This window comes from Pseudoalteromonas sp. SWYJZ19, assembly GCF_015864375.1.
In the GTDB taxonomy this organism is placed as follows: Bacteria; Pseudomonadota; Gammaproteobacteria; order Enterobacterales; family Alteromonadaceae; genus Pseudoalteromonas; species Pseudoalteromonas arctica.
The window spans coordinates 1-19,883 of the sequence record NZ_JADYXI010000036.1 but is presented as its reverse complement, the minus strand read 5'-3'; the positions used below and the strand labels follow the sequence as shown (position 1 = coordinate 19,883).

The 19,883-nt window shown below is 39.1% G+C and carries 19 protein-coding genes; 8 read left to right on the top strand and 11 right to left on the bottom strand.

The window, feature by feature from the left end:
- Window positions 1–178: 178 nt before the first annotated feature.
- The 3 genes from I6F45_RS20485 to I6F45_RS20475 all read right to left on the bottom strand — a co-directional run bounded on the left by I6F45_RS20485 (window position 179) and on the right by I6F45_RS20475 (window position 2,557).
- Window positions 179–796: a glutathione S-transferase family protein gene (locus tag I6F45_RS20485; RefSeq protein ID WP_010554991.1), complete on the bottom strand. Its 618-nt coding sequence runs from the start codon at window positions 794–796 to the stop codon at window positions 179–181.
- 50 nt (window positions 797–846) lie between these two features.
- On the bottom strand, window positions 847–1,875 hold the full coding sequence (locus tag I6F45_RS20480; RefSeq protein WP_197161919.1) for an NADP-dependent oxidoreductase: 1,029 nt from the start codon (window positions 1,873–1,875) through the stop codon (window positions 847–849).
- Window positions 1,876–2,056: 181 nt separating this feature from the next.
- Complete coding sequence (locus tag I6F45_RS20475) at window positions 2,057–2,557, bottom strand: GNAT family N-acetyltransferase (RefSeq protein WP_165728773.1); 501 nt, start codon at window positions 2,555–2,557, stop codon at window positions 2,057–2,059.
- A gap of 149 nt (window positions 2,558–2,706) precedes the next feature.
- Between I6F45_RS20475 and I6F45_RS20470 the strand changes: the two genes are divergently transcribed.
- Window positions 2,707–3,912, top strand: a complete 1,206-nt coding sequence (locus I6F45_RS20470; RefSeq protein ID WP_197161917.1) for an anhydro-N-acetylmuramic acid kinase — start codon at window positions 2,707–2,709, stop codon at window positions 3,910–3,912.
- 31 nt (window positions 3,913–3,943) lie between these two features.
- Here I6F45_RS20470 and I6F45_RS20465 read toward each other — a convergent pair whose 3' ends face one another.
- Window positions 3,944–4,429 carry a hypothetical protein gene (locus I6F45_RS20465; protein WP_165728771.1) on the bottom strand — a complete coding sequence of 162 codons (486 nt, stop codon included), beginning with the start codon at window positions 4,427–4,429 and terminating at the stop codon, window positions 3,944–3,946.
- 490 nt (window positions 4,430–4,919) lie between these two features.
- Between I6F45_RS20465 and I6F45_RS20460 the strand changes: the two genes are divergently transcribed.
- Window positions 4,920–5,567 carry an Abi family protein gene (locus I6F45_RS20460; protein ID WP_166377570.1) on the top strand — a complete coding sequence of 216 codons (648 nt, stop codon included), beginning with the start codon at window positions 4,920–4,922 and terminating at the stop codon, window positions 5,565–5,567.
- A gap of 397 nt (window positions 5,568–5,964) precedes the next feature.
- Here I6F45_RS20460 and I6F45_RS20455 read toward each other — a convergent pair whose 3' ends face one another.
- Both I6F45_RS20455 and I6F45_RS20450 read right to left on the bottom strand, forming a co-directional pair.
- On the bottom strand, window positions 5,965–7,092 hold the full coding sequence (locus I6F45_RS20455) for a zinc-binding dehydrogenase (RefSeq protein WP_197161915.1): 1,128 nt from the start codon (window positions 7,090–7,092) through the stop codon (window positions 5,965–5,967).
- Between the two features lie 68 nt (window positions 7,093–7,160).
- Complete coding sequence (locus tag I6F45_RS20450; RefSeq protein ID WP_197141645.1) at window positions 7,161–7,838, bottom strand: glutathione S-transferase family protein; 678 nt, start codon at window positions 7,836–7,838, stop codon at window positions 7,161–7,163.
- A 174-nt stretch (window positions 7,839–8,012) separates the two neighbouring features.
- On the opposite strand from I6F45_RS20450, the gene I6F45_RS20445 reads away from it, so the two are divergent.
- From I6F45_RS20445 to I6F45_RS20430, 4 genes are all read left to right on the top strand, one after another.
- Window positions 8,013–8,939 (top strand): LysR family transcriptional regulator, encoded by a 927-nt coding sequence (locus I6F45_RS20445; RefSeq protein ID WP_197161913.1) that lies wholly within the window; start codon window positions 8,013–8,015, stop codon window positions 8,937–8,939.
- Between the two features lie 119 nt (window positions 8,940–9,058).
- Entirely contained in the window at window positions 9,059–11,026 is a 1,968-nt protein-coding gene (locus I6F45_RS20440; protein ID WP_197141641.1) for a hypothetical protein, read from the top strand.
- Between the two features lie 118 nt (window positions 11,027–11,144).
- Window positions 11,145–11,603 (top strand): TlpA family protein disulfide reductase, encoded by a 459-nt coding sequence (locus I6F45_RS20435; RefSeq protein ID WP_197141639.1) that lies wholly within the window; start codon window positions 11,145–11,147, stop codon window positions 11,601–11,603.
- Between the two features lie 215 nt (window positions 11,604–11,818).
- Complete coding sequence (locus tag I6F45_RS20430; RefSeq protein WP_197161911.1) at window positions 11,819–12,205, top strand: hypothetical protein; 387 nt, start codon at window positions 11,819–11,821, stop codon at window positions 12,203–12,205.
- Between the two features lie 80 nt (window positions 12,206–12,285).
- On the opposite strand, the gene I6F45_RS20425 is transcribed toward I6F45_RS20430, so the two are convergent.
- Window positions 12,286–13,164 carry a LysR family transcriptional regulator gene (locus tag I6F45_RS20425; protein ID WP_165740659.1) on the bottom strand — a complete coding sequence of 293 codons (879 nt, stop codon included), beginning with the start codon at window positions 13,162–13,164 and terminating at the stop codon, window positions 12,286–12,288.
- A gap of 121 nt (window positions 13,165–13,285) precedes the next feature.
- Here I6F45_RS20425 and I6F45_RS20420 point away from each other — a divergent pair, with 121 nt between their 5' ends.
- Window positions 13,286–14,368: a YeiH family protein gene (locus tag I6F45_RS20420; RefSeq protein ID WP_165740660.1), complete on the top strand. Its 1,083-nt coding sequence runs from the start codon at window positions 13,286–13,288 to the stop codon at window positions 14,366–14,368.
- Window positions 14,369–14,394: 26 nt separating this feature from the next.
- Here the strand turns inward: I6F45_RS20420 and I6F45_RS20415 are convergent, their stop codons facing one another.
- From I6F45_RS20415 to I6F45_RS20400, 4 genes are all read right to left on the bottom strand, one after another.
- Window positions 14,395–15,714: a DASH family cryptochrome gene (locus I6F45_RS20415; protein ID WP_197161908.1), complete on the bottom strand. Its 1,320-nt coding sequence runs from the start codon at window positions 15,712–15,714 to the stop codon at window positions 14,395–14,397.
- Between the two features lie 121 nt (window positions 15,715–15,835).
- Entirely contained in the window at window positions 15,836–16,174 is a 339-nt protein-coding gene (locus tag I6F45_RS20410; RefSeq protein WP_197161905.1) for a transcriptional regulator, read from the bottom strand.
- 154 nt (window positions 16,175–16,328) lie between these two features.
- On the bottom strand, window positions 16,329–17,036 hold the full coding sequence (locus I6F45_RS20405) for a winged helix-turn-helix domain-containing protein (RefSeq protein WP_165728759.1): 708 nt from the start codon (window positions 17,034–17,036) through the stop codon (window positions 16,329–16,331).
- Between the two features lie 50 nt (window positions 17,037–17,086).
- Window positions 17,087–18,814, bottom strand: coding sequence for a DUF885 domain-containing protein (locus tag I6F45_RS20400; RefSeq protein WP_197161901.1), 1,728 nt, complete (start codon window positions 18,812–18,814; stop codon window positions 17,087–17,089).
- A 228-nt stretch (window positions 18,815–19,042) separates the two neighbouring features.
- Here I6F45_RS20400 and I6F45_RS20395 point away from each other — a divergent pair, with 228 nt between their 5' ends.
- Window positions 19,043–19,630 (top strand): DUF4202 domain-containing protein, encoded by a 588-nt coding sequence (locus I6F45_RS20395; protein ID WP_197161898.1) that lies wholly within the window; start codon window positions 19,043–19,045, stop codon window positions 19,628–19,630.
- Window positions 19,631–19,883 lie beyond the last annotated feature (253 nt).

Sequence of the window (19,883 nt, the reverse complement as noted above, 5' to 3'; positions counted from 1 at the left end):
GTGTTGCTTGCAGTGCTTGTTCTATATTCACAAAAAAATCCGTAGTTAGTTTCCTAACTACGGATTTTGCATGATCGTTTGGATCGGTCAACCGGTCATTTTCTTAACTGATCGGCATTAGGCTAAATGCCCCTTGATGTTGTATAAAAAGATTATACAAAAGATTATATAAAAGTAGTTAGTCGTACTTTGCTTCTAGCTCATTAGCTGTATGAAACTTCTCATGACTTTGTAATTGCTCGTCGTATTTAACGAGGTTTTTAAAGTGCGCTAATTGACCTGAGTTTTTAACTATTTCAACAATAAACGACATCATAAAATCAGCTCCCGTTAGGGTATCGCCCACTAAATAACGTTTACCTTCAAGGCGGTCGTTAAAGTAGCTAATTACTTTAGCTGTTTCAGCGTCAGCATAGCCTTCTAAAAACTGCGTTTTAGCGCCGTCTTTTAGTACAAACATTTTAAGTAAAAGCGGTAAAATTGCTGAGCTTTCTGCAAAGTGCAGCCATTGCTGGTAGTCAACATATTCAGCGGTATCTACTTTTGGAGCAAATTTACCATTGCCGTATTTAGTAATAAGGTAATCGGTAATAGCGCCTGATTCAGCAATAATTAAACCGCCATCTTCAATTACCGGTGACTTACCAAGTTGATGAATATGCTTTAATTCGTCAGGGGCTAAAAATGTGTCTTTATTACGCTGATAAGCCACAATTTCGTAGTCAACATTTAGCTCTTCTAAAAGCCAAATTACGCGTTTAGAACGTGATTTATTTAAATGGTGTAGTTTGATCATGTCAGTCCTTTTGTGGCTTGTAAGGACTTGGCCTTACAAACCGTTTAAAATTAAAGTGGGTTATTAATTTTAACCACAGTTTTACCAAAGTTTTTACCGCATATCATGTCGTTGAACGCGCCTACTGTATTTTCGATGCCTTCTACCATGTGCTCACGGTATTGAATTTTTCCGTCTTGTAGCCATTTTTGCATGTCTTGTGCAAACTCGTCGTAACGGTCGCCGTAATCATCAAAAATGATAAAGCCTTGCATTTTAATACGCTTAGTAAGCAATTGACCCATTAGCATACCTAAACGGTCTGGGCCTTCTGGCAAGCTAGTAGCGTTATATTGCGATACTAAACCACACAATGGTACGCGCGCTGCGGTATTTAGTAATGGTAGTACGGCGTCGAATACTTTACCGCCCACATTTTCGTAGTAAACATCAATGCCTTTATCACAGGCTTTTTCTAACTGCTCTGCAAAGTCATCAGCTTTGTGATCAATACAGGCATCAAACCCTAGTTTTTCAACTGCGTGTGCACATTTTTCGCTACCACCAGCAACACCCACTACTTTACAGCCTTTAATTTTAGCTATTTGACCAACCGTTGCACCTACTGGGCCTGTTGCTGCTGCAACAACTACGGTTTCGCCTTCTTTAGGCTGGCCAATATCAAGTAAACCCATGTAAGCAGTAAAGCCAGGCATACCCATAATACCTAATGCGTATGAAGGGTTTGCAGGCTCTTTACCTAACTGCATTAAACCTTCGCCATTGGTAATGGCGTAATCTTGCCAACCTGTGTAGGCAAGTACCCATTCACCGATCCTAAACTTATCGTTTTTAGACTCTTCGACTTGGCACACTGTAGCGCCAACCATTACATCACCAATATTAACTGGGTCAGCATACGACTTAGCATCGCTCATACGACCACGCATGTATGGGTCTAGCGATAGGTAAATGGTACGTAGTAAAACTTCGCCGTCTTTTAATGCAGGAAGCTCTACCGTTTTTAATTTAAAGTTTTCATCTGTTGGAGCGCCATTAGGGCGTGATTCAAGAGTAAGTTGGCGACTAGTCGTAGACATATAAGATCTCCTATTAATATAAATAAACTACTTACCGAATGTTTACGCTTTAAAAATCGTGATCAGCTAAACAATAATGCGCGGCTAAGCAGTATGAATATGTACAATGCGTACCTTAATAAAGGAGTTTTGGGCGGGTGGTTGATAATTCAACCTTTACAGAGTATTTATTCTAAATGGTTTATTTTAGCTTGCTAAAAATATGGCTATTGTAAAACACCCCGTTTTTATAAATGGCCTGTTTAAGCACAGCCTCTTGCTCAAAGCCACTTTTAATAAGTGCTTTCATAGAGCCGGTATTACCAGCAAACACAGCGCCAAAAATTCTGTTTATGTGTGAGCTTGCAAACGCTTCATTGCATATAAGTTCAATAGCGCGAGTAATAATGCCTTGCCCCCAATAGGCTTTATTTAGCCAATAACCAATTTCGCCACTGTGGCTGTATTCAAATTCGCCGGGAGTTACACCAATACAGCCCGCAAATTGCCCATTTACCTCAATGGCTTTAACTGTTGCATCAATTACGCCGTTTTTTGAGCCTTGGTTTATCCACCAATCAGCATCGGCTTGCGTATAAGGAAACGGAATTTTTGACGATAAATAACGCGTTACCTGTTCATCATTTAAGGTGCTAATAATAAAAGGCGCGTCTTGGGCTTTAAATTCTCTGAGGGTGATCATATTTTTTCATAAATTTTTAGTATGCACACTAACTTAACAATCATTTAAGAGTTAAACAATCAGAACCTAAATTAAACGGTTTACGGCTATTACTTTGTTTTAAAGTCCTCTAATATAAGCAAAATATTACACCTATTTTAGATGCCATTATGCACCCTCACATTAAAGCGCTTTATAACAGCGCCCAAAAACCAAGCCGTTTAATTATTGGTTTAATGAGCGGTACCTCGTTGGACGGGCTTGATGTTGCACTGTGTAAAGTAACGGGCGCGGGCTTAAATACACACATTGAGGTTTTAAATTTTACCACTGTTGATTACAACGACGATTATAAAACTAAAATAAAGCAGGTATTTGCTAAGCGAGAATGCGATTTAGAGATTGTTACTTTACTGCACCCGTGGATAGGTAAACTCCATGGCGATATGGTTAACCAGTGCTTACATACTTGGCAAATAAACCCTGCAAGTATTGATGTAATAGCAAGCCACGGGCAAACCATTTACCATTGCCCGCAGTCGCAGCATAACCACAAAAGCTTTACTAATGGCACCTTACAAATTGGCGATAGCGACCAAATAGCCGTTACTACGGGTATTACAACCATTGGTGATTTTAGGCAAAAACACATAGCCGCAGGGGGCGAGGGCGCACCGCTTGCTGTGTATGGCGATTATTTGTATTTTTCGAGCGCTGCTGAGAGTCGGATTTTGCTAAATATGGGCGGCATTGCTAACTTAACGTTTTTACCCAAAAATGGTGATGCAAACGGTGTGTTTAGCTCCGACATTGGCCCCGGTAATACCATTATGGATGCCTACGTACAGCAACATTTTAAAGATATGCATTATGACGATGGCGCAACAATAGCAAAAGCAGGCAAGATAAATACACCATTATTGAATGCATTGTGTAATAACGCATTTTTTAAACTCCCAATGCCTAAAACCACAGGGCCTGAGGTATTTAACTTAGCGTATTTAAATGCTGCACAGCAGAGTACAAATACTCAGCATTTAAGCCATGAAGATGTAATGGCCACCTTAAATACCTTTACTGCCACAGTAATAGCAAACGCATTAAATGAGTGTGCAGAGCGCGCACAAAATTGTGTGGTGTATGCAAGTGGTGGCGGTATTCATAACCCGTTACTAATGGCGCAACTTACAGCGCTTTGCCCACGGATTAATGCATTTAAAAATACCGACGATTTAGGTATAAATCCCGACGCAAAAGAGGCCGTGTTATTTGCTATTTTAGCAAACGAATGCCTAGCAGGAGAGCAGCAACACCTAAGTAATACTGCACAAGGTATTGCGGGAGTTACTATGGGTAAAGTAAGTTTTGCAGATTAATAACTTATAGGTCGGCAAAGTACAGCCAGCACTAAAACAGTGATAAAAACGTAGATCCCATACTCGCAAAGTAGCTACGAACGCCCTGAGGCTTAGCATGTTCAGTTGTTATATGTTCAGGAATATAGCCTTGCTCAAATGCTTTAATGTACACATCGAGTTGTTGGCTTTCTTTTAAGGTCGTGTTTTTTCCGTGCAGCATCATTTGCACTACAAAACATTGGCTTTGTGTAATGTTACTTAAAGTAAGGTTTACAGTACCAGATTCAAGGTCGTCATTGCTTAGCATTTTTTCAGTAAAATACTGCGCCCCACGCGCACTGGGCTGCGTAGCACTTAGTGAAATAACATCGCTCTCATTTGCGCCATCAGGCAACACACACTGCAGCGTAATGTTATGCGCAGCATTGGCTTTTAGCGATAGCTTTTCATATTCCATAGCGTGGCTCATCGCCGCAGACATAGAATCATCAAATGATTGCTGTGCAAATGTTAGTTGCACTAAGGGTGTACTCATCTTACTTAGTCTTCTTGAGTTTATTCATTTATCGGATAGAGATTATCGCGGATCAAGGTTACAGATTTATGACTAATTGCACTAATTAGTACAATTATTGAGTGGTTTGATCAAAGAGGATCTTTGCACTTCTAATATGAAAACAGTTTGTGATACATTTAGAGTAGATAGTTATATACAGCAAGGTCAGGCGAGTGAGTATTGACTAGATAAAGCCGCTAACCAGTAATGCTATGTAAAATGAGTAAATAAAAATATAATGTAAATTATATTTTAGTGTAAACACTTTATCCCACAGTAAAAAATAATTTAAACTCAAGCAACTTGCATCAGAACGAAAAAACCCACGCCTAAGCATGGGTTTATTTTTTATCTTTTGTCTTTGGTGGGCTGCATAAGCAGGGATATCCAAAGCTCTCAATAAACATATTACCAGAAAATGTATTATGATCAACCAAAGATAAAGAAAAACTTATAAGATGGAAAGTTAATGCGATACAAAGCAATTGAAAAGACCATATCAATTAGTCGATTTACAACATACAGAAATGCTGTCATTGCGAGTACTGGTGTTGATTGCGGTATAAAAGCTCTCTCGCTATATGAATGGAATGCAAATTTATCATCTGATTTTTTATTTCCTTTACATATATATGAAGTGGTATTACGTAATGCTATTAGTGAAGCTATTGCAAAAAGATATGGTGCTGATTGGCCTATTAATACGGTATTTCAAAACTCACTGGCTTATAAAAATAAAAGAGAGCTATTAAGCATTGTTAGCAATAATTACCAAGGGTTAGGCAAGGTGTTACCAGAGTTAAAGTTATCTTGGTGGGAAGAAATGCTAACGCGAAGGCATGATGGGCGTATTTGGAACGTTCATATTCAGACTGCATTTCCAAATGCTGATAACCTAACTGCGGCGCAAATTAGAACGCTATTAAAAGAAGCTTGCTTTGTAATAAGAAAAATAAGAAATCGAATCGCTCATCATGAGCCTATTTTCAATCACAATAAGTTACTTGATATTTATCCTTTAATTGAAACTACTGTGGCAATGCGATGTAAAGAAACAAAAATATGGTTGGATGAAATAGAAAAGGTTAATAATTTACTTTTGAACCCAGTTATATGAAAGTATTAAAAAATTTATTTGGCACATAAAAGGGAAAACTGAGTCTAAAAAATGAGAAAAAGTCATAACTCCATCTATGCCCAAAGATCTCTCACCAAAACAAAGTACATAGGCTCATTAATATTTTTCCTCTCATAGTTTTGAAGATTGAGCGGATACAGTTGATTAGCTCACACACTTGACTATTTGTAGCGAGCGGAAAGTACAATCTTAGTTGAAAGCTGTCTAGAGGAATGCTTGAAATCCACGAGTGTAATTTATTAGCCAAAGTAAATACTCCGAGCTAGTTTTTACAACGACCAAATAAAAAGCAGATACCTAATTAGCATCTGCTTTTATATTTAAAAACCACAGTGCTAAGCGCTGTGGTTTTTAATTTTTAACGAAGAATATTTACTTAAGCTTGAGGTTTAATTAAGTACTTTTCGCCTGTTGCTTGTTTAGAATAAGCCGCGATTGATTGTAAATGTAACACCTCAGCTAATGACACTTCGTGCGTGTAATTGCTCGCAAATGTTGTGGTGATTTCGTCTGCAATACGTTTGCGCATTTTTATTACTGTATCTGTGCTTAACTTACCTAAGGCATTAAATAACAAGAATCCGTTTACACCCCATGCAAAACCAAAGTTACGGTTTATTGTGATAGGGCCTCGGTTTAATGCACCATAAATATACACTTGTTTGTAAGTGTCTGAGCCATAAACGCTGTGCTCTTTCATATCGCGTGCAGCTGCAACTTCCATACAGTTAAGAATATCACTTGTTAGTTGGCCGCCACCGATTGGGTCGAACGCTATAGTTGCACCCGTTTCAATTATTGCAGCGGTTAGATCAGCAAGAAAAGTGTCGCTGCTTGAGTTAACAATATATTTTGCACCCATATCGCGCAGTAATTTTTCTTGTTCTGGTTTACGAACAATATTAATTAAATCAACGCCATCAGCAATACAAATACGGTTTAGCATTTGGCCAAGATTAGAAGCTGCAGCCGCGTGAATAATAGCTTTATGACCTTCAGCGCGCATGGTTTCTACCATTGCTAGTGCGGTAAGTGGGTTAACAAAAGATGATGCACCTTCTTTAGCGGTAGTCCCTTCTTTTAGCTCTAGGCAACTTTGTACATTGGCACAAATAAATTGACGATACGTACCACCGCCAATTACAGCAACGGTTTTACCCATTAATGCTTGTGCGGCTGGTGATGAACCTGCTGCTACAACGGTGCCTGCGCCTTCATTACCTACTTGTGTGGCTTTACCTACGCGTGTTTTAAGTGATGGCATAAATTGAGCTGGAACATCGGCAGTAATTACTGGGTTTTCATCAGTACCCGATTGCTTTGCAGTAGACATATCAGCTGCGCTGAATAAAACGCCTAAGTCTGATGGGTTTAATGGTGCAGCTTCAATACGAATAACCACTTCATCGGCACTAGGCTTTGGCATCTCGATGTTTTTTAAGGCAAGTGTTAGTTTATTGTCTTCGCTGATAGTTGAAGTAAGTTGGATATTTTTATCTGTCATTATGTTTGCTCCCACAAAAATGAGTATTGATTACTGTTATAGCTAAGGGCTTCTTATATAGCTAAGGGCTATTTAGCGTTTACTGCTTGAATTTGAGCTTTCACTTTTTGCATAAAGTCAGCCATATTTGCTTGGCGGTCGGCCTCTATGCTTTGGGCAATGGCTAATTGGCTCATTGATTCGCTCCACTCCTTCATGCCGGGAACTTGTGCTAGTACATCCCAATCAAGCTGAGTAGAGCCAAAGGCGCTAACAATGGTGTTTACGTAATAAACGTAAATGTCTGCCATTGTGAATTGCTCGCCTGCAATCCAAGGTGAAAACTTACCTAGCTTGCTTAATGCAGTAACGCCACGAGTTAATACTTGGCGTACTTCTGTTTTAAGAGCCTCAGGAACTTCATTACCCGAAAATACATAAGGGATGAACCGTCTGCTTGGCAGTTCAAAATAAAGCTCTGCTATTTTCATAATTTGACGAACAACTGCGCGCTCACCTGCACCTTTAGGGTATAGCGGAGTTTGTGGGTACGACTCTTCTATAAAGTCGCAAATAACACTCGACTCAGAAATATTAAGGCCATTAGCTGTTGTGATTGCAGGCACTTTGCCTGCAGGGCTGATTGCTAGTAACTCTTCACTACCGCCGTAAACAAGGTGTTCTTTAAATGGCAGTCGTTTGTGTAAAAGTACATGTTTAACTAGGTTGTAATAATTGCTAGCAGCAAAACCGTGCAAAGTAATCATAAGTCAGCTTTCCATTATTAACGTGAGGATACTCATTGCCAAATAATGCAATTTTTGTCCCCGTGTTTAAGTTGAGCCTATTATTACTTGTTTTAATTTGCTTATATATAAGGGAAAATGCGAATCACTTTTGTCTTTAAGACAATAAAGAATTTTATTTAATGGAGAGGCGACTTGGATCAACTAAAAGCCATACGGTATTTTATTAAGGTGGTTGAAACAGGCAGTTTTACCAAAGCCGCAAAAGCATTTGGTGTGCCGCCTTCGTCGTTGTCGAGGCGAGTGGCCGATTTAGAAAAAAGCCTAGGAGCAACACTTTTAAAACGCTCAACCCGCATAGTTAAGCTGACCGAAGTAGGGCAAATTTACTACAGCGATGTACAAAAAATAGTGAACCAGCTAGAGCAAAGCCACGAAACGGTTCGAAGTTACCAAACAACCCCAAAGGGGCGTTTATCTATAAGTTGTATGGTAGGTTTTGGCGATAAAATGCTCATGCCGCTGCTTGATGAATTGAGCGCGTTATACCCTGAAATAATACTCGATGTAAGCTTAAGCGATGAGCTATCGACACTCGGGCGTGACGATGTTGATATTGCTATTCGTGGTGGTTATGCACCCAATGAGCGCGTGATAGCAATAAAACTTATGGATAATGGCTTTATACCTGTGGCGTCGCCCTGCTATTTACAAAAACACGGAGTGCCAAGTAACGCCATGGAATTAAAGCACCATAATGGGCTTTATTTTAAAACGCCTTCAGGGCCAACGCCGTGGTTATGTAAAGTAGATGAGCAATGGCATGACGTTTCTGGGCCTGCGGTCGCTATTTCAAATAACGGGTCGTGGCTTGCCAAAAAAGCATGTAACGGGGAGGGTATTTTAATGTCAACTCGATGGGCACTGGCTTCATACCTTGAGTTGGGCGAGTTACAAGAGCTTAAGTTTGAGCATGAGGTAGCAATAACTCAAAATTCTAATATGGCTGTTTATTTGTTGTATCAAAAACAACGTTATTTGGTACCAAAGGTAAAAGCGGCGGTCGATTTTTTAGTACAAAAAATAAAAGAAACAGGTGAAGGTAGTAAGCAAATAAAATAGCCCTTAAGAGTAAGGCCGATTATTTGTATAAATAATAGGTAAAAAATGCGCCTTTAGGCTAAAGCTTTTAACTAAGCGCCCGATACATTACTTAATAGGTTTAGCGATTAAGGATAATCATGGTTAATAATATATTTGGCAGTCAGGCTAATCTAAGCACTGTGCTTGCCCAATCAGTTAATAACGCGAACCAAACATCTGCGACACCTTCACTACACAGCAGTGGCGACCTTCAAGCTATTAATGATTTACAAATTAATGCGCCTAAAATAACCGACGAGTTATTAAGCCAGCTAAATGATGAAACACTTTACGAAACAATAACTAGCAATCAAAAAGTAGGGGATATTTTACAACAGCAACTTACCTCGCTATTTACTATTTCAAGCACACCTAGCACGCTTAACTATAAACTCTCCGATGAAGAACTCGCCCTGCGCACCGTAATAAGCTCTCAGAATGAGGGGTTATTAAAAAATGAAAACAGCACCCAATTAATTGAGCGATTAAATACGTCAGTTAAAAATATTCAGGGTGCTTATGCTAATACTAGCGATATTTTATCGAGTTTAGGTCAGCTTGGGTATGAGCAAAAAACGTTTTTAGCCTCAAGCCAGCAACGTGTTGAGCGCTCACTTAATCCATACATGGAAAGCCTTAATCGCGCAAAATACGAGGATGACAATAACTACCTGTTTGAGCTCTCGGTAAAAACTAAAGAAGGCGATGTTATAAACATTACCTTTAACTCATCGCAAGGGTACGATGAAAAAACAGGTGAAGCGATAGATGGCTTTGGCATAAGTTACGAAGTAAATGGCGATTTATCTGAGGCTGAACATGCGGCTTTAACGCAGGTTATGGCGGGTGTTGGCGAAATGGCCGATGAGTTTTTTAAAGTGAGTGAAAACTCATTTAATCCTATTATAGTGCCAAACCAAACAGACATGAGTTTAGACTTTTTAGCAGGCTTTAATAGTGAGCAGCTAGCGGGTTTTAATGTGTCGTTTTCAACAACGCAAAATGATGCGCTTGATACAGGCGAAAACACGCTTGATTTAAGTTACTCAATAGATGAAGCGACAAATCAACAAGCACTTGTGTTTAAGGCTGAGAATGGGAAAAACGAAATCGACTTTGCACTCGATATGTCGACCATTGGCGCTAAAGACACACAGCAAATGCAGCAGTATTTAGCGTCCCTCGATCAAAGCTTAGAAGATAGCCGAGTAAACAGTACCGAGGATAGTAAAGACTCAGCATTTGGTCGTAAAGGGGATGAGACAATGCAGCAAGGTTTTGCATTATTTAAAGGCGCTTTTACAAGTATGTCGTCAGCGGCTGAACGTTATAGCAATATTGAGTCGCTTGCAGATAAGCAATTTAATGACGGGCGCGCTATGGTTGCCGATTTAGTTGATAACATGATCGCAAGCGATCCCCGTTACCAAGGGCTTGGTAATAAAGCACCCAATACATTGGGGGCGGGTATTTCTAAGCTCGCTGATTTTGATGCTACGTTTTCTTACGCACTGGATAGCGGTGACTATCAGCCTAAAAGTACCATTGAGCTAAGCCAAGCGACTGAGCAAACCCAATTAGGCGAGCTTAGCGGTTTAACACAAAGTAAAAATGTAAGTAGCCACTTTGATTATCAATACAGTCGCCCCGACTACTACGACAAAGAAGAGAGTTATAACGTAGGTACCGCAGTTAAAAATAAAGAGCTTGTGGGGCTTGATCAGTCTCACGAAGTTGATGTTGATACAAAAATGTATGCGTTTAACCCTCAAACAAATCAATACGAGCTGCAAATGGCGATGCAAGAGCAAACCATTAGTAAAAGTGACATTCGCTTAATTGACGATATTTGGCTTGAAGAAAACGAAAACAGCTACAACATGAATAAAAAAGAGCGTGTTGAGAGCGACGAAAAGCAAGACGACTTTAAAACAACCAGCAGTCATTCTCATAATAAGTTAGTTACCTTAATTGGTGATTTAGACAAGCTGGCTGAAAATAAAGACGTAAGACGCGAGTATTTAACTAACTTATCGCAAGTTAACTTTTTTATGGATAAAAAGTAACGGTCTTGAGCTGTTCACTCCACACTTAATATTGGGTATAGTCGTTTAATACCTAAATTAATACCTAAATTAATACCTAATTTAATACTTAATTAAATACCTAATTAAAGAGTACCTTATGTTTAAACAATTAATTTTATTGTGTGCTTTAAGCATGCCGCTTGTAAGCTGCGCTGCTACGGCGCCATTTTCGGGCGAGATAAGTACGCAAGAACTGCTAAGCGACTACAACAAGTTTAACGAGCAATACAAAGCGTATACACCAACAGCACAAGATATAGCCCTAATGCAAAAGCTAGAAGGCAAAGAGCTTATTGTATTATTTGGTACGTGGTGCCACGACAGTGAGCGCGAAGTACCAAAACTCATTAAGTTACTTTCTACGTCGAAAGTACAACTTGCAAGCATTGAATATGTGGCCGTAGGTTACAACAAGCAAGACGATGCAGGCATTGCAGAAGCTCACGACTTGCAATACACCCCTACGTTTATAGTAAAAGACGATGGTAAAGAGTTAGTACGCGTAATTGAAAAGCCAACGGGTACATTGGCACAAGATTTAACACAGGGTTTGTAAATAGAGCTTGTTCGTATTTGGGGTTAACGATTTAGCAAATAGGTTTATAAGTTAGCTGTTGGGCTGCTATGAGTAGTCTCCTGATACTTTAATGTGTAAGGCCAAAATTTTCCCCCTTTGGCTGAGCCAAAATAGGAATTCAGCTATGGTTTGCATATCAATTAAAACAAATAAAAAACTAATTAATCTACAAGCTCGTTATGGTGTTTCTTAATATGTCTAAGGATCTACGTAAAAATTTGATTGCTGCGATTCTTAGTCCTTTAATTGCGTTACCAATCCTTGGTTTTTGTTATTTTTATGCGGGCATAGAAAACTATACTTCTGTGAGTTCGTTAATTTTAGATGTTGGTTTTGGTGTATCAATAGGGATGGGAAGTTTATTTTATTTCTATCCTTTAATGTTCATTTACGGATTACCTATTAGCTTATTACTCCAAAAGTTAAATTTATTTAAATTACCTGTAGTTTTAATCTTAAGTATACTTCCAGTTTTTTTACTTAGTCTTTTTAGTGAATTTAATCGTGCAACATTGGTTCTTCATTTATTAGTACTTTCAATGGGTTTAACTAGTTGGCTTATATATAATAAATTAAGGTAACACCACAAAAAGCGATTAATGTTACACAACCGTTTTCTTACTCGACTTACAGCTCAGATCTAAATCTACTCATACAAAAATTATTCACTAAACAGGCTTTTTTCGAATGCTTGCGCAGCATGAGAAGACGGTCTGTCTTTGTAGTGTAATTGGTATAATGGTCTTGATAACTCGACGTCATTTGGCTGTTCTAGCCGTGTTAATTTACCCAATTGTACTAAATCGTCTGTGACTACATTAGGCAATAAAGCAACGCCCATTCCTTGTGCTACTGCTCTTGCTATTGCTTCATTACTTCCGAGTTGCATACAGTTTTTTGCCGTAATACCGTGTTGCTGTAATAACTTAACCGACACCTCTAAAGTGCCCGAGCCAGGTTCGCGTAGTAACCAAAATTGATTGTTTAACCATGCTTTTACATTTTTAGCGGGTTTTAAATTGCTTGGTATAACCACACTCATTAAATCGTTTTGCCAGTGCTTACTAATAATGTGTGGCTCGGTGGGTGTGCCCTCAACCAGTGCTAAATCGATGGTGCATTCAAGTAGTGCGTGCTCAATTTGCGCAGTATTAGCCACTTGTACTTCTACTTTTATATGTGGGTACTGCGCGCAAAATTTAGCTAAGTAAGGAGGCAGCCAATAGCTGGCAATGGTGGTGCTGGTGCCTATAACCAATGTGCCGCGCTTAAGCCCTGTGCGCGATTTAATATCTTCAATGGCGGCTTTTTCTATGGCAAAAATACTACGCGCATGTTCAAAAAGCGCTTGCCCGCCTTCACTTAAAGTGAGTTTTTTGCCTTTAGATGCACGTTCAATAAGTTGAATATTTAATTGATACTCAAGCTCTTTTAGCGCTTTAGATACCGCAGGTTGGCTTATAAAAAGCGCCTCGGCTGCGCTTGAAAAACTACCAAGCTTTGCTACCGTATAAAACACCCTAAGTGCATGTAAATTCATTGCGCCTCTCAAATTACATAACCTTAAGTTATCGAATCATGATTTTAATATATTGGAGTTATATTTTGGCCTTTATTAAAATGAAGTCAACTAATTAGAGTTGTTTGATTGAGGGAATATTATGCTTAGCGCTATTAAAAATGGGTTACAGCCTTTAGGTGTTAACACTAAACAGTATGGTGACTCTCGCTGGTGGATTGGCATGTTACTGGTTATTGTACTTGCGGGCGTTTCTGTTGCGCTTAGTAAATTACCAATAATGCAAACTGCGCAATTTAGCTCACTCACTATTGGTATTGTGGTTGGTATTATTGTGGGTAACAGTATTTTTTCGGGTATAGCGACTCATACCGATGTGGGCGTTGATTACGCTAAAAGTATTTTGCTCAAAGCGGGCGTTGTGTTGTTTGGTTTTAGAATAACCTTTACGCAAGTAGCGGGCGTTGGTTGGAGTGGCTTACTAACTGACATTGTTATGCTTGTTGGTACATTTATATTAGCAATTCAACTTGGCAAACGTGTATTTAAGCTAGATGAGCAAACAACTATATTAATTGGCGCGGGTAGCTCTATTTGTGGCGCTGCAGCGGTGATGGCAACCGAGCCTGTTATAAAAGCACAGGCGCATAAAGTATCAGTAGCGGTAGCAACGGTGGTGGTGTTTGGTACGCTAAGCATGTTTGCCTACCCAATAATGTTTGAGTACATGGGATTGAGCGAACACGCATACGGTATTTTTGTAGGCTCAACCATTCATGAAGTAGCGCAAGTGGTTGCAGCGGGCACTGCGGTAAGCGCTAACGCGGCCGACACCGCAGTAATAGAAAAAATGCTAAGAGTGATGATGCTTGCGCCATTTTTAGTGGGTTTATCATTTTGGCAAAGTAAAAAAAGAGCAAAAGCAGGTGATGCAGCAAGCAGTGAGGGCGATAAATCAGGTATTACTATCCCTTGGTTTGCGGTGTTATTTATAGTGGCCAGTGGTGTGCATTCACTCTCTATTATTCCTCAAGTGACTACAAACGCAGTTGTTTGGTTTGATAATATATTACTCACCATTGCGATGGTGGCTTTGGGTTTACGCACACATGTTGGGGCAATTCGCCAAGCGGGTATTAAACCGCTGTTACTGGCACTGTGTTTATTTTTGTTTTTAACGTTAGGCGGCTTTGCCATTAATATAGGTATTGCTGAGCTGTTTTAAACGTTATTTGGTAAAAGTTGATTGGCTTAAATTGGCCAATCAACTTCGTTTAAGTCATCCAGCTGCGCGCTGGTATTTTTATTACCTTGCCATTTATTAGTGTAAATACCGAGCGGATCAAACTGTAACGTTTGCTTCTCAATATTAAAGTGCCTACCGCCACGCGGATCTACACCTACGCCCGCTATGTATTGCCAGTTGCCCCAGTTTGCGGCTACGTCGTAATCAATCAATTGCTGTTCAAAATAAGCCGCGCCATAGCGCCAATCAAGGCCAAGTTCGTTAACTAAACAACTTGCCGCAACTTGCCTTGCTCGGTTTGATATATAACCAGTGGCATTAAGCTCATTCATAATGGCATTGACCAATGGGAAGGGTGTTGAGCCATTACACCACGCAGCAAAGCGGTTTGGCATAAACGTTGTTAGGGGTTTGGTTTGTTTTTGGCCTTTAAAGCTAAATAAGCTGTTGCCCGCATTGAGTGCATGCCATTTAAAATACTCTCGCCATAGCAATTCAAACTTAATCCAATAAGTAGATTCGTTGACGATATGTTTATGTTCGTACTCTTCAACCGCTTTATAAACTTGCCGTGCACTTACACAACCAAAGGCAAGCCAAGTACTAAATTTTGTGGTGTTATTAAAGCCATCAAGCTCGTTTCGAGTTGTTTTATAGGTACTTGGCAGTAAGCCCGAAAAGTACTGCGCTAAATGAGCTTGCGCACTTTTAAATCCGCCGTGCATTATCGCGTTGTTGTCATCAGTATGTTCAGTAACCTCAATTGGTTTGGCCGCACATAATGTTATAGGTTGAGGGAGTAAATCTTCAGGTGATGTAGAGAGGGTGATAGGTATATTGGCTGCCTCTACCTTTTTACGAAACGGCGTAAAGCTTTTGGGTAATTCATTTAAGCTAAACGGCAGGTCGCTTTGTTTAAATAGGGTGTCTTGCAGCATGCCTGTAAATTTTATATTTGGGCAATGCGCTTTAAGTAAACTTATTTGGCGCTGCTCGTATAAACCAATTTGCTCGCTAAATACAACTTCATCAATGTTTTGATCATTTATACGCGCTTTTAAAAGCGCTATTGGATCACCTTCAAGCACGTGCAGTGTTTGCCCGCGTTCAATAAGTGCTTGTTGTAGTTCAAACAGGCTTTGCATTAAAAACTGTTGTTTATGCACGCCATATGGTTTTTGTTGGTAGTTATTATTTTTAAACCAATGCGGATTTATTACAAATATAATATCGAGTGTACATTGCCCAGTAGCAAGTTCACTTAAAATAGGGTTGTCGTCTATTCGTAAATCGTTTTGTAGCCAATATAAAATGCGTTTGCTCATACTTATGCTCTGGTTTTTGTAAATCATTAACTTTACGAAGTAAAAGCCGGTAGGGATTAGTCAGCTGCAAGTTTTAGTAATGAAGCGGTGAGCAAGTATTACTTACTCACCTGCTTAGGTTTTATTTAACTGGTTTGGTCGTGTTAGTGAGGTTAATAGATACATAAGCAATTAAATACACAAATACGCTAAGCGGTAAACTACAAATAAATAAAGCAATTTTGTACTTTTTAGCAATAGATGGTTTAGGCAATATGATTGCAAAAAGCATATTCATTGCTAACCAAAAAATAGTAACGAGTGGTGATAGCGTTGTTTTAGCGCTTGATAAATCACACGTGCCGAATGAAATACTGGCAATAGATGCGTTACCTATTTCAATACATTGCGCATTACCTATTAGACTGATGATAACTAATGTTGTAATTAATAATAGTGCTAGCGGCAGTAAATGTTTCATATTTTTTCCTTAATTATTTAATTTTATGGGTCGCTCTACAGCGCCTAAATAAATTAAAACGTTAGGTAAAAAATAACGATAATAAAGCCGTTAACTAGTTATTATAAAGTTATAACCACGATATCACCTCGGTTATAACTTTAATAAATCATTACTATTCAGTGGGTTGTGATTTAACTTCTGCTATGAGCTGATAACCTCGCTTCATTACAGACTTTATATATTTGGGGTTTTTTGTGTCGTTATCGTTAAGGGCTACACGTAGTTTGCTAATAACTCGCCTAACTGCAGTGTCGGTTACTATTTGATTCTCCCATACATTATTATGTAACTCTTCTAGGCTAACTATCCTTGGTTGTTGTTCAACTAAATAGCTTAGTACCTGCATGCATTTAGGCTCTAATGTGAAGTGGTTATCTTCTTTAATTAAGGCCTGTTGCATGCTGTCAAAAGTGTACTCACCAATTATTAGCTGCTTAACGCTCGGTTTTTCTATAACAGGTTCCGCGCAATCATGGTTAGGTTGGGCTTTGTTTTTTGCGGTGTTTGAATGTTTTTTATAAATGCGAGATACCATCATTCCAGTTAAATTCATTAATAGTACTAACGGGCTCAGTGGGAACGTACAAAGAAAAAGTAAATATTTAAATCCCACGTGTATATTTGGTTTATTAAGCATTTGCCCAAATAACACGTTTAAAAGCATCCATATAATAAAATAAGGCGTAAGGGAAATTGAATCTGTTTGCTCCCCACAAACGCCATATTTTACGCCCTCTATGTAGTTTGATGCGTCTAAACAAAACGCATTAGCTTGGCTGCTAAATAAAATGAGTGGTATGAAAATAATGATTTGTTTCATTAAAAAGTCCATTTAGAAAGAGGCGGTAAATAATACCGCCTCCTTTAATGTTAAATAGCCGATTTTTGCTCTGCTATCCAATCGTTTATTACATCCTCAAGTACTGACATAGGCAATGAACCTTGGCCGATTACGGTGTCGTGAAAGCTGCGAATATCAAACTTAGCACCTAGTTCTTGTTCAGCTTTTGCGCGTAGTTCGCGTATTTTTAGCTCCCCCATTTTGTACGAAAGCGCTTGGCCTGGCCATGATATATAACGATCTATTTGATCCTCCACCGCGCTTTGTGGCAATGCAGTGTGATCTGCCAAGTAGTCTATTGCCTTTTGGCGGCTCCAGCCAAATGCATGAATACCTGTATCAACAACAAGCCTCACTGCGCGCCACATTTCGTAACCTAAACGACCAAAGTCGCTATAAGGGTTTTGATAAAAGCCGGCTTCTTTGCCTAAGCGCTCGGTGTAAAGCGCCCAGCCTTCGCCAAATGCTGAGTGGCTAAGTGTGCGTCTAAACTGGGGCACGTCTAACTCCATTGCAATGGCGTTTTGTAAATGATGCCCTGGTATTGCTTCGTGTAGGCTAAGTGCTTCTAAATTATATAAAGGTTGTAGCTTAGGTGTTGAGGCTAAAAAATAAGTACCCGGTGAGCGATTATCAGCCGGTGGCATATAAAACGCGCCACGACTCGCTGAGCCTTTTATTGTAAAGGTGTTACGTGGTAAATGGCCAAAGTAGGTGGGTAACTTGCCATACATTTTTTGCGTTATAAAAGCTGTTTTTTCAAGCAAGTCTTGCGCGTCTGTTGCGTAAAATTGCTCATCGGTTGCTAAAAATTCTAAAAACTCAGCATAAGTGCCATCAAAGCTTACTTTATCAATAATGTTTTGCATTTGCGTTTTTATACGCGCCACTTCTTTTAAGCCAAGCTCGTGTATTTGCTTGGGTGTTGCATTGGTTGTGGTGTAATAATTTACCGCATATTTATAATACTCAAGCCCGCCTTTAACGCTTGAAATACCTGGCTCTGCTCTACAGTTAGGCATGTAATCGTTTTCAAAAAAGTCGTAAAAGTGCTGATAAGCCGGGACTACTTTTGAGCTAATTAAGGCTTTTGCTTTGTTTTGGTATGTGGCCTTTTGCTCTGCTGTAAACGTATTTGGTATACGTGTAAAAGGCTCGTATAAGGCACTGTTTTCAGGTTGCTTAACTATATGAGCGTTAATGCTCTGGCTGTAATTTTCAAATGTTTTGCAGTAGTGCGTATACCCCAGTTCAATTCCTTCCTTCATCAAGTTAATGTTTTCTAGATTAAAGCGAGGGTAGTCGGCAAGGCTTACTAAAAATGCGTTGTAATCATCAGGTGTTAAAAATGCCATATTAGCCGGTGCTTCGGCAAAGTAGGTATGCCAGCCACTTAAAAAGTTAACCTGAAAATACTTATCTTGAAAAAGGTAGCTTTGCTGCTCTGTTTCTCGCTCATATTTAAATAAGCGGTAGTTCATTAGTTGCGAGCTGCTCAGCGTTTTAGAATCTATTTTACTTAAGCTTTTTAATACACTGTTATTATAAGCTTGGCGCTTTGCAATGGCTTGCTCGGTCCAATTTGGTAATGTACCGTTTGGCTTCCAGCCGTCTGGGTCGGTACGAAATAATATTTTTTCGGCTTTTGCATTTTGCCAATGGTTATCAATAATGGTTTTTAAATCTGCATTGCTATCGGCTGCGCTCGGCAGTGATGCTACAGCTAAGCAAATAGCTAAAATTGTTTTTTTAAACATATTATTCTCATTTTTAGCGCGTTAATTTTTATTAGTTTACGCACATGTGTCATTTTTGTTTCTAAGATAATAACAAGTTAACTTTACTAATGCGCTTAATTTTATAACCTGTATCTATTGGTTTTACTTTTTGATTGAACAAATTTCACCGCTGAAGTGAGTGGAGCACTAGTTTATTGTTTTATCAGCGTTTAGAATGATTAAAACTAATTACAATAAAAGACCGTCATGTTTAATAAAGTAATAGCGCTGATTGATGAAGCTAATAACCAAGACCCTAATACTGAGCAGCACAATGGGCAAAGCTTTCCAAAAGAAAGCTTATACGGCTTGCGTATGAGCGAAATGCTAACTCGTTTTAAACCAGATGCCGATGAACTCATGCAAGTTGCAGTGCGTGCGCAACATATTCAACGTTGGAAATCGCCACGTAGTGATTTTGAAATGAATAAGCAGGGTTATCATCAATGGCGCAGCGCACTTTATATTTTTCATGCGTCACTAGTCGTTGAATTAATGAAACAAGCTGGGTTTAACGATACAGACCAAAACCGTGTTTATAATGCGGTTGCTAAAAAAGATATTAAGCGCAACCCAGACAGCCAGCTTGTTGAAAATGTGGCAAGTTTGGTGTTTATTGAGCATTACATGCTGGGTTTTGCTAATGCAAAGCCAGATTATAATGAAGAAAAATGGATTGGTATTATTCGCCGTACATGGCAAAAAATGTCAGATGAAGCGCATGAGTTTGTACTTGCAGGTAATATTACATTACCAGAGCCGCTTGTTGGGCTTATTCATAAAGCGCTTGAGTAAAGTAGTGTAAGCTAGGTATTAAAATAAAAAGGATTTTTAGAATGTTATGCCCACGTACAAATGCCTCTCTTGAGCTAACACCGATCAGTTAAGGTATTTTTGATCGGTTGACCGATCTTTTGGTTGCTTCAAAATACCCTTATCATCTTTTGATTATGAGGGTATTTTTATGCTTAGTCATTGGTTACTTGATACGGATATATTCGCCACTCCTGACTCTTTATCTACATTTCAGAAACATATCCCTCTTGAG

Excerpts from the sequence above, each read along its gene's own strand:
- I6F45_RS20405 (WP_165728759.1), bottom strand. The coding sequence starts at position 17,036 with ATGAAACAAATCATTATTTTCATACCACTCATTTTATTTAGCAGCCAA.
- I6F45_RS20470 (WP_197161917.1), top strand. The coding sequence starts at position 2,707 with ATGCACCCTCACATTAAAGCGCTTTATAACAGCGCCCAAAAACCAAGC.
- I6F45_RS20475 (WP_165728773.1), bottom strand. The coding sequence starts at position 2,557 with ATGATCACCCTCAGAGAATTTAAAGCCCAAGACGCGCCTTTTATTATT.
- I6F45_RS20415 (WP_197161908.1), bottom strand. The coding sequence starts at position 15,714 with ATGAGCAAACGCATTTTATATTGGCTACAAAACGATTTACGAATAGAC.
- I6F45_RS20400 (WP_197161901.1), bottom strand. The coding sequence starts at position 18,814 with ATGTTTAAAAAAACAATTTTAGCTATTTGCTTAGCTGTAGCATCACTG.
- I6F45_RS20425 (WP_165740659.1), bottom strand. The coding sequence starts at position 13,164 with ATGAATTTACATGCACTTAGGGTGTTTTATACGGTAGCAAAGCTTGGT.
- I6F45_RS20430 (WP_197161911.1), top strand. The coding sequence starts at position 11,819 with ATGTCTAAGGATCTACGTAAAAATTTGATTGCTGCGATTCTTAGTCCT.
- I6F45_RS20440 (WP_197141641.1), top strand. The coding sequence starts at position 9,059 with ATGGTTAATAATATATTTGGCAGTCAGGCTAATCTAAGCACTGTGCTT.
- I6F45_RS20395 (WP_197161898.1), top strand. The coding sequence starts at position 19,043 with ATGTTTAATAAAGTAATAGCGCTGATTGATGAAGCTAATAACCAAGAC.
- I6F45_RS20480 (WP_197161919.1), bottom strand. The coding sequence starts at position 1,875 with ATGTCTACGACTAGTCGCCAACTTACTCTTGAATCACGCCCTAATGGC.
- I6F45_RS20460 (WP_166377570.1), top strand. The coding sequence starts at position 4,920 with ATGCGATACAAAGCAATTGAAAAGACCATATCAATTAGTCGATTTACA.
- I6F45_RS20435 (WP_197141639.1), top strand. The coding sequence starts at position 11,145 with ATGTTTAAACAATTAATTTTATTGTGTGCTTTAAGCATGCCGCTTGTA.
- I6F45_RS20420 (WP_165740660.1), top strand. The coding sequence starts at position 13,286 with ATGCTTAGCGCTATTAAAAATGGGTTACAGCCTTTAGGTGTTAACACT.
- I6F45_RS20450 (WP_197141645.1), bottom strand. The coding sequence starts at position 7,838 with ATGATTACTTTGCACGGTTTTGCTGCTAGCAATTATTACAACCTAGTT.
- I6F45_RS20485 (WP_010554991.1), bottom strand. The coding sequence starts at position 796 with ATGATCAAACTACACCATTTAAATAAATCACGTTCTAAACGCGTAATT.
- I6F45_RS20410 (WP_197161905.1), bottom strand. The coding sequence starts at position 16,174 with ATGAAACATTTACTGCCGCTAGCACTATTATTAATTACAACATTAGTT.
- I6F45_RS20455 (WP_197161915.1), bottom strand. The coding sequence starts at position 7,092 with ATGACAGATAAAAATATCCAACTTACTTCAACTATCAGCGAAGACAAT.
- I6F45_RS20465 (WP_165728771.1), bottom strand. The coding sequence starts at position 4,429 with ATGAGTACACCCTTAGTGCAACTAACATTTGCACAGCAATCATTTGAT.